Source organism: Corallococcus aberystwythensis (genome assembly GCF_003612165.1).
Taxonomy (GTDB): domain Bacteria; phylum Myxococcota; class Myxococcia; order Myxococcales; family Myxococcaceae; genus Corallococcus; species Corallococcus aberystwythensis.
Genome location: NZ_RAWK01000386.1, coordinates 1 through 6,936 on the forward strand (window position 1 = coordinate 1; position 6,936 = coordinate 6,936).

Annotated in this window: 7 protein-coding genes; 2 read left to right on the forward strand and 5 right to left on the reverse strand. The window is 71.4% G+C overall.

What is annotated here, in order from left to right:
- On the forward strand, positions 1-1,875 hold a 1,875-nt coding region (locus tag D7W81_RS38350; protein WP_208721645.1), incomplete at its 5' end, for a serine/threonine-protein kinase.
- A gap of 14 nt (positions 1,876-1,889) precedes the next feature.
- Positions 1,890-2,669, forward strand: coding sequence for a YdcF family protein (locus tag D7W81_RS38355; RefSeq protein WP_120560311.1), 780 nt, complete (start codon positions 1,890-1,892; stop codon positions 2,667-2,669).
- 3 nt (positions 2,670-2,672) lie between these two features.
- Here the strand turns inward: D7W81_RS38355 and D7W81_RS38360 are convergent, their stop codons facing one another.
- The 5 genes from D7W81_RS38360 to D7W81_RS38380 form a co-directional block, all read right to left on the reverse strand.
- A complete protein-coding gene (locus D7W81_RS38360) occupies positions 2,673-4,262 on the reverse strand; it encodes a bifunctional metallophosphatase/5'-nucleotidase (RefSeq protein WP_120560312.1) in 1,590 nt (529 codons plus the stop codon).
- Positions 4,263-4,425: 163 nt separating this feature from the next.
- The gene (locus D7W81_RS38365; RefSeq protein WP_120560313.1) at positions 4,426-5,172 is read right to left on the reverse strand and encodes an MBL fold metallo-hydrolase; all 747 of its coding nucleotides are present in this window, start codon (positions 5,170-5,172) and stop codon (positions 4,426-4,428) included.
- Positions 5,169-5,666: a pantetheine-phosphate adenylyltransferase gene (coaD, locus tag D7W81_RS38370; RefSeq protein WP_120560314.1), complete on the reverse strand. Its 498-nt coding sequence runs from the start codon at positions 5,664-5,666 to the stop codon at positions 5,169-5,171. Before coaD ends, D7W81_RS38365 begins: the two co-directional genes overlap by 4 nt.
- Positions 5,666-6,286, reverse strand: a complete 621-nt coding sequence (locus D7W81_RS38375; RefSeq protein WP_120560315.1) for a TetR/AcrR family transcriptional regulator — start codon at positions 6,284-6,286, stop codon at positions 5,666-5,668. The genes coaD and D7W81_RS38375 overlap by 1 nt, the downstream gene beginning before the upstream one ends.
- A 96-nt stretch (positions 6,287-6,382) precedes the next feature.
- Positions 6,383-6,936 (reverse strand): adenine phosphoribosyltransferase (locus D7W81_RS38380; protein ID WP_438503399.1); only part of this gene is annotated, 554 nt, incomplete at its 5' end.

Below are 6,936 nucleotides of genomic sequence, written 5' to 3' on the forward strand. Positions count from 1 at the left end.
GCTCCCCTCCGGGGTGAGCGGTGGGGTAGCGTCCGGCGCGTGACAACGGGCGGGCAGACGACGCGTTTCGGCAAGTACGAGCTGCAGGAGCGCCTGGGGGCGGGCGGCATGGCCGTCGTGCACCGCGCGCGCTACACCGTGGCGGAGGGCGTGTCCCGGTCCGTGGTCATCAAGCGCGTGCGGGACCCGTACGCGCAGGACCCCGCCTTCGTGCAGATGTTCCTCAACGAAGCGCGCATCTCCATGGGGCTGTCGCACGGCAACATCGTCCAGGTCTTCGACTTCGGGCAGGAGGCGGGGGAGTACTTCCTCGCCATGGAGTGGGTGGACGGGCAGCCCTTGTCCAAGGTGCTCAAGCGCTCGAAGTTGAAGGGCATGGCGCACCTGCCGGCGCCGCTCGCCGTGCAGCTGATGATTGAGGTCTGCAAGGGGCTGCACCACGCGCACACGCGCCGCGACGAACAGGGCCGCTCGCTGGGGCTGGTGCACCGGGACGTGTCGCCGGACAACGTCCTGGTGAGCCACGAGGGTGAGGTGAAGCTCACCGACTTCGGCATCGCGAAGGCGCAGTGGGCCGGGCGGCAGGAGACGGACGCGGGCGTGGTGCGCGGCAAGTTCCTCTACCTGTCCCCGGAGCAGACGCGGGCGGAGGCGCTGGACGCGCGCTCGGACGTGTACACGGCGGGCGTGGTGCTCTTCGAAATGCTCACCGGCCGCAGGCCCGTGGAAGGGGACCAGGGCTCGGTGATGGAGCGCATCGCGACGGGCGACCTCACGCCCACGCAGGCGTACGTGCCGGACCTGGATCCATCCCTGGGCGCGCTGGTGTCGCGGGCGCTGGCGCTCAGGCGGGATGATCGCTTCACCAGCGCGGAGGACTTCCAGCGCGCGCTGGCGGAGTGGCTCGCGTACCGGGCGCCGCTGTTCCCCACGTCCACGCTGCGCCACCTGATGGGCTGGCTGTTCGAGGAGGAGCTCAAGCTCGCGGGCCAGCCGCCCCGGATTCCGGAGTCCTTCCTGCGCCAGGCGGCGGTGTGGACGGGGGAGGGCGGCCCGGCCGGCCTGGACGAGCCGGAGCGGGCGTCCTCGGTGCACCGCGCGCATGCGTCGGCGTTCCCCGAGGAGCACGTGCCCGGGGCGATGACGGGCGCCGGCACCGAGGAGTCCGGCCCCGCGCTGCCGGGTTGGGTCTGGGCGGCCTTCGCGGTGGTGGCGGTGCTCTTCTTCGCCGTGCAGTCGCTGGTGTCCCGCCATGAAGCGCCCGACGTGCGCCACCTCCAGGTGGCGACGAACCCGCCGGGGGCGGAGGTGCGCTGGGACGGCATGCCCATGGGGGTGACGCCCATGGTGCTGAAGGTCGAGCCGGGAGCGGGCTCGCACCAGCTGGCGCTGCGGTTCGTGGGGTATCAGCCGTGGGCGACCACCGTGTCGCAGGACGCGGTGCCGGAGCGCGTGCTGGTGACGCTGGAGCGCCTGCCGCCGCCGCCCCCTCCGCCCGAGCCGGTGGTGGACGCGCGGGTGAAGGACGGGCCGTCGGGAGCGGCGGCCATCAAGCGGCCCCCGGTGAACCTCCGGGGCGAGGCGCGCGATGCCTTCAGCTGGACGTCGCAGTCCCCTGACGCGGGGGCGGCGTACACGCTGGGCCAGCAGCTGCTCGCGGCGGGCAAGGCGCTGGAGGCCGGTGAGAAGTTCTGGAAGTGCCTGGAGCTGAAGGAGACCGCCGCGGAGTGCCACCTGGGCCTGGGCCGGGTGGGCGTGCTGACGGACCGGGACGCGATGGCCCGCGAGGGCTACCAGCGCTACCTGTCCCTGCGGCCCCGGGGCTCTGGCGCGGCCGAGGCGCGCAAGTACCTCAACGCGAAGGCGGCCCGGTAGTCCGGCGAACAACGATGTTCCTCCTCCTGTCGAAGGTGTTGGACCTGCTGCTGTCGCCGCTCACCTGGGCCTTGCTCCTGGGCGTGGGGGGCGTGGTGCTGCGCCGGTGGAGGCGCCTGTCGGTGGCGTCCCAGCTGGCGGCGGTGGGCGTGCTGTACGCGTTCTCCATCGAGCCGACGGTGGCGCTCTTGACGCGCGCGACGGAGGCGGACGCGGTGAGCACGTACCGGCCGGACACCGTCTACGACGCGGTCATCCTGCTGGGCGGAGGGCTGGACGCGGCAGCCACCGAGCGCTCGGGGCATCCGGAGTACAACGCCGCGCCGGAGCGGATGATGCGCACCTTCGAGCTGCTGCGTGACGGCCGGGCGCGGCAGGTGCTCATCACCGCCGGCAACCTGGACGCGAGGCCGGAGGCGGTGGTGGAGGCGGACGTGCTGGCCGCGCAGCTGGAGCACTGGGGCATCGCGCCCGAGCGCATCGTGAAGGAGGGACGCAGCCGCAACACCCGTGAGAACGCGCTCCAGTCGGAGCCGCTGGTGCGCGCGCACGGCTGGAAGTCGCTGCTCCTGGTGACGAGCGCCGCGCACCTGCCCCGCGCGGCCGGCTGCTTCGCGGCGGTGGGCGTGAGAGCGGACACGCTCGCGGTGGACCTGCGCTCCTCGACGCTGCCCCCCGCGAAGATGAGCTGGCTGCCACGGACGGGGGCGCTCAACCAGAGCGCGGACATGCTGCGGGAGCTGGCGGGGCGAATCGTCTACCGGCTGCGCGGCTGGACCGCGCCCTGGCGGTAGGCGCTACTTCATGGACGGCTGCGCGTGCAGCCCGCCCGGGGGCGCGCCGATGACCGCGATGCGTCCCTGGGGCTTCGCGCGCGGCGCGGGCTTGCCGGTGCGGAACGCGGTGCCGAGTGCTTCCCACGGCGACACATCCAGGCCCCTGGGCACCACGGGCAGGTCCTTGAACATGGAGTAGCCGTCGTTGCCCTGCGCCACGAAGCTCAACGTGGCCAGCCGGTACACCGCCTCGTCATCCAGCGGCTTGCCCTTCACCTCCACCTTCGTCACCCGCGCGCCCGGCGTCTTGCGCAGGTCGTAGGTGAAGCGCAGGCCGGACACCTGTGGGAAGCGGCCGGGCGGCTTGCCGTCCACGCTGCTCAGGCTGACGCCGTTCTCCAGCGCCGCGCGCAGCACCGCCCCCTTCACCATCAGCACCACCAGCTCGTTGCGGTAGGGCATGAGCGAGTACAGCTCCCGCCGGGTCATCTTCCCCGCGGGCAGCACCCGGTCCGCGCGGATGGCGCCTCCGTTGATGAGCGCCACGTCCGCGCCCGTCGCCTCCCGGAACGCATCCGCCAGGAACGAGCCCAGGTTCGTCTCCCCCAGCCGGTTCTGCGCGCTGCGCGCATCCAGCGCCACCGGCGAGCGGCCAATGCGCTCCGACAGCGTGGCCAGCAGCGGCGCATAGGGCTTCATCTGCTCGTTGAACGCCACGTCGTCCGGCGTCTTCGCCGTGATGGGAATCACCTTCCACGCGAGCTTCTTCACCGCGCCCGTCTTCGCATCCAGGTCCAGCGTCACGCGGCCCAGGTCGATGGCGTCCTCGTCCAGCTTGAAGATGGGCGTGCCCGCGACGGTCTCCTCCACGCGGTCGTGGTCGTGCCCGCCGATGATGAGGTCCACGCGCACGCACTTCGCCAGCTCCCGGTCCTGCTCCACCGTCAGGTGCGTGAGCCCCATCACGAACTGCGCGCCCGCGGCCCGCAGCTCCTCCACGGAGCGCTTCGCCGCCTCGCAGAACGGCGTGATGCGCGTGTCCTTGCCCGGCTTGGAAGAGGTCTGCGTCTCCGGCAGCACCACGCCGAAGATGCCCACCTTCACGCCCCCCATCTCGCGCAGGTCCCACGCCTTGAGCCCTTCGAACACCTGCCCCGACTTCACGCTCATCACGTTGGCGCCCAGCCACGGGAAGCGCGACTGCTGAAGGCGCGCGCGCAGCACGTCGTCCCCGAAGTCGAACTCGTGGTTGCCCACCGTGGAGTAGTCCAGACCGAGCGCGTTCCACGCGTCGATCATCTGCTTGCCCTTGAGCGCCTCGCCCGCCACCTCCGCGGAGGACTCCACCGAGGGCGAAATCGTGTCGCCCGCGAGCAGCGTGAGGACGTGCGGCGACTCCTTCAGCGCCTGTTGCCGCAGCGTGGCCACGCGCGACAGGCCGCCCCGGTTCCGGGCGGTGGGCTGGAATTGATAGACGTCGTTGAGGTGGAGGATCGTGAGGCGGACGGTGTCAGCGGAAGGCGTCGGCTCGGCGGCCCCGGCGGAACGGGCGGCCAGCACCATCGCGAGCGGCAGCAGCACCGCCCAGGTGCTCACGGTCTTCGTCGTCATCGGACAGTCGTTCTCTTGCGGGGGCACGGGGGAGCGCCAAATCCCTCTCGGCGTAGCGCACTCGGCGCGTGAAGGCGAGCGGACCGGACATGGCGCAACGCGCAAGCCCCAAGCCCCTCTTCCCAGGGGATGAAGGGCTTGCAACCAGCCGCGCGCTCCCCCCTCAGACGGTGTAGCGCCGGCCCTGCGCCAGCGGCTCGATGACGCTGCCGCTTCCGTCGAACTGATCCGGGTAGTGGATGAGCCGCATCTTCGCGCGCGTGGCCTCCGGCAGCGCCGCCAGCTTCTCGTAGGGCGTGTGCACGCCGTAGTTCGTCTCGTGGATGACCAGGTCCGCCTCGGACAACCAGGAGATGAGCCCCTCGTCGAACGCGGTGTCCGCGCTGTAGCCCAGGCACCGGCCCCCGGCGCGGATGCGGAACGCGGTGGTGGGCACGTGGTGGTAGGTGAAGCGGCACTCGATTTCGAACGGGCCGTGCTTCACCGCGCGCTCCAGGTGCAGCGGCGTGTGCGTGAAGTAGTCCTCGAAGTGCTTGTCGTTGGGCCCCGCGCCGTGCTGCTCGATGAGGCACTCCATGCCCGCGGCCAGGTGGCCCTCCCAGAGGCGGCGCGTGACGCTCGGGTGCGCGAGCAGCTCCATCTTCCGCTGGAGCACGAAGAAGGAGAAGTACGCCAGGCTCTCCAGCCCGGAGGCATGGTCCGCGTGCAAGTGCGTGAGGGCCACGGCACTGACGCGCTCCACGTCCAGGTGCACGCCGGAGGACTCGGACGCCTCGCGCATCATCTTGCGGATGGGGTGCGGACAGTCGATGAGCAGCACCTGGCCCTCCGCTTCCACCGCCAGGCACGACGAGTAGTGGAGCGCGGAGAAGGCATCACCGACGCCCAGGGGAATGAAGGACAGGCTCATGGATGGCTCCGGAGGGAAGGGGACAGCCGCTCGCGCAGCTTCGCTGCGACGGCGGGAGGGCAGTACGCGGACACGTCCTCGCCGCGCGTGAGGCGCTCCTTGAGGGCGCTGCTGGACACCTCCGCCAGGTGCGCCTCCGCGGGGAGGAAGAGCGTGGACAGCTCAGGCGCCAGGGCGCGGTTCATCTGCGCCAGCTCCGTCTCGAACTGCGCATCGGTGGCGCCGCGCACGCCGCGCAACAGGACGCTCGCGCCAATCTCCCGCGCCAGCTCCACGATGAGCCCTTCGGTGAAGGTGACGGAGACGTTCGGGTGCCGGGCCACGGCCTCCCGGATGAGCGCCATGCGCTCCTCCGCGGTGAGCAGCGTGGACTTGTTCGGGTTCACGGCCACCACCACCACCACGTGGCTGAAGAGGCGCGCCGCCTGGCGCACCACCGACAGGTGTCCCGCCGTGACGGGGTCGAAGCTGCCTGCGTAGATGGCAATGGTCATCACGACACCTCACGGTCCGGAGAGGAAGAAGTCGCCGCGTCCAGCAGCCCCGCCGCCATGCGCTTCACCGTGCCCGCCGCGGAGCCCGGGGGCACGAGCCCGGGGGCGCTCGCGGAGAGCACGAAGTACCCCTGGATGGCGGCGAACAGGCCCGCGGCCAGGGGACGCGCGCGGCGCTTGCCCACCACCGCCGAGACCAGCGCCTCCAGGTGCTCCAGGTCCGCGCGCACCACCTCTTCGTAGGCGGTGCGGACCTCTGGCTGCCGGATGGCCTCCGCGCTGATGGTGACCCAGCCCGCCACCGCCGCCACGTCCGCGTCCGGCCCGGTGGCGAGGAACGCGTCCACGAACGCCTCCACCCGCCCGTGCGCGTCGTCCGCCGCCAGCTTCGCCGCGCGGGTGGCGAAGCGCTGCCGCGCGCGTGACGCCAGCGAGCGGACCAGGGTCAGGAGGATCTCCTGCTTGTCCTCGAAGTGGTAGTGCACCAGCCCCGCGCTCAGCCCCGCCGCACGGGCAATCTCCGCCACGGACGCGCCCTCGTAACCGCGCTCGGCCATGGCCTTGAGCAGCCCGGCGACAATCTGCTCCCGGCGCGCTTCGGTGTTGGAGGGACGTGGCATGGCGTGGTCTTATTTCTAGGTTGTGTGACCAACTTATAAACAGGGCCGGCGCGGGCGTCAACCGGACGTGACTCCGGAAGGCGCCGGGCGGAAGGGCTAGAAGTGGAGGACGGACGTCACCTTGTCCGGCCCCAGGCGCTTCGCGCCGTCGAGGAAGTCCAGGGCGATGAGGAAGTTGAAGCCGACAATCTGCCCGCCCAGCCGGGTGATGAGCCGCCCGGTGGCGTCCGCGGTCCCGCCCGTGGCGAGCACGTCGTCCACCACGAGCACGCGCTCGTCCTTGCCAATGGCGTCATCGTGCATCTCCACGCCGTCCGCGCCGTACTCCAGGGAGTAGCGCTCCACGATGCGCTTGTAGGGCAGCTTGCCGGGCTTGCGCGCCGGGACGAACCCCGCCTCCAGGGCCAGCGCGATGGGGGCGCCCAGGAGGAAGCCGCGCGACTCCACGCCCACCACCTTGGTGATGTGCTGGCCCCGGAAGGGAGCGGCCATCGCGTTGACCACCCGGCCGAACAGGCGCGGGTCCGCCAGCACGGGGGTGATGTCCTTGAAGAGGATGCCGGGCTTGGGGAAGTCCGGCACGTCGCGCAGGACGGCCTGGAGGTCGGAGGCGAGCGAGGGGTCGAAGGACATGGGGTGGGGCTCCGAAG

Excerpts from the sequence above, each read along its gene's own strand:
- D7W81_RS38355 (WP_120560311.1), top strand. The coding sequence starts at position 1,890 with ATGTTCCTCCTCCTGTCGAAGGTGTTGGACCTGCTGCTGTCGCCGCTC.
- D7W81_RS38360 (WP_120560312.1), bottom strand. The coding sequence starts at position 4,262 with ATGACGACGAAGACCGTGAGCACCTGGGCGGTGCTGCTGCCGCTCGCG.
- D7W81_RS38365 (WP_120560313.1), bottom strand. The coding sequence starts at position 5,172 with ATGAGCCTGTCCTTCATTCCCCTGGGCGTCGGTGATGCCTTCTCCGCG.
- coaD (WP_120560314.1), bottom strand. The coding sequence starts at position 5,666 with ATGACCATTGCCATCTACGCAGGCAGCTTCGACCCCGTCACGGCGGGA.
- D7W81_RS38375 (WP_120560315.1), bottom strand. The coding sequence starts at position 6,286 with ATGCCACGTCCCTCCAACACCGAAGCGCGCCGGGAGCAGATTGTCGCC.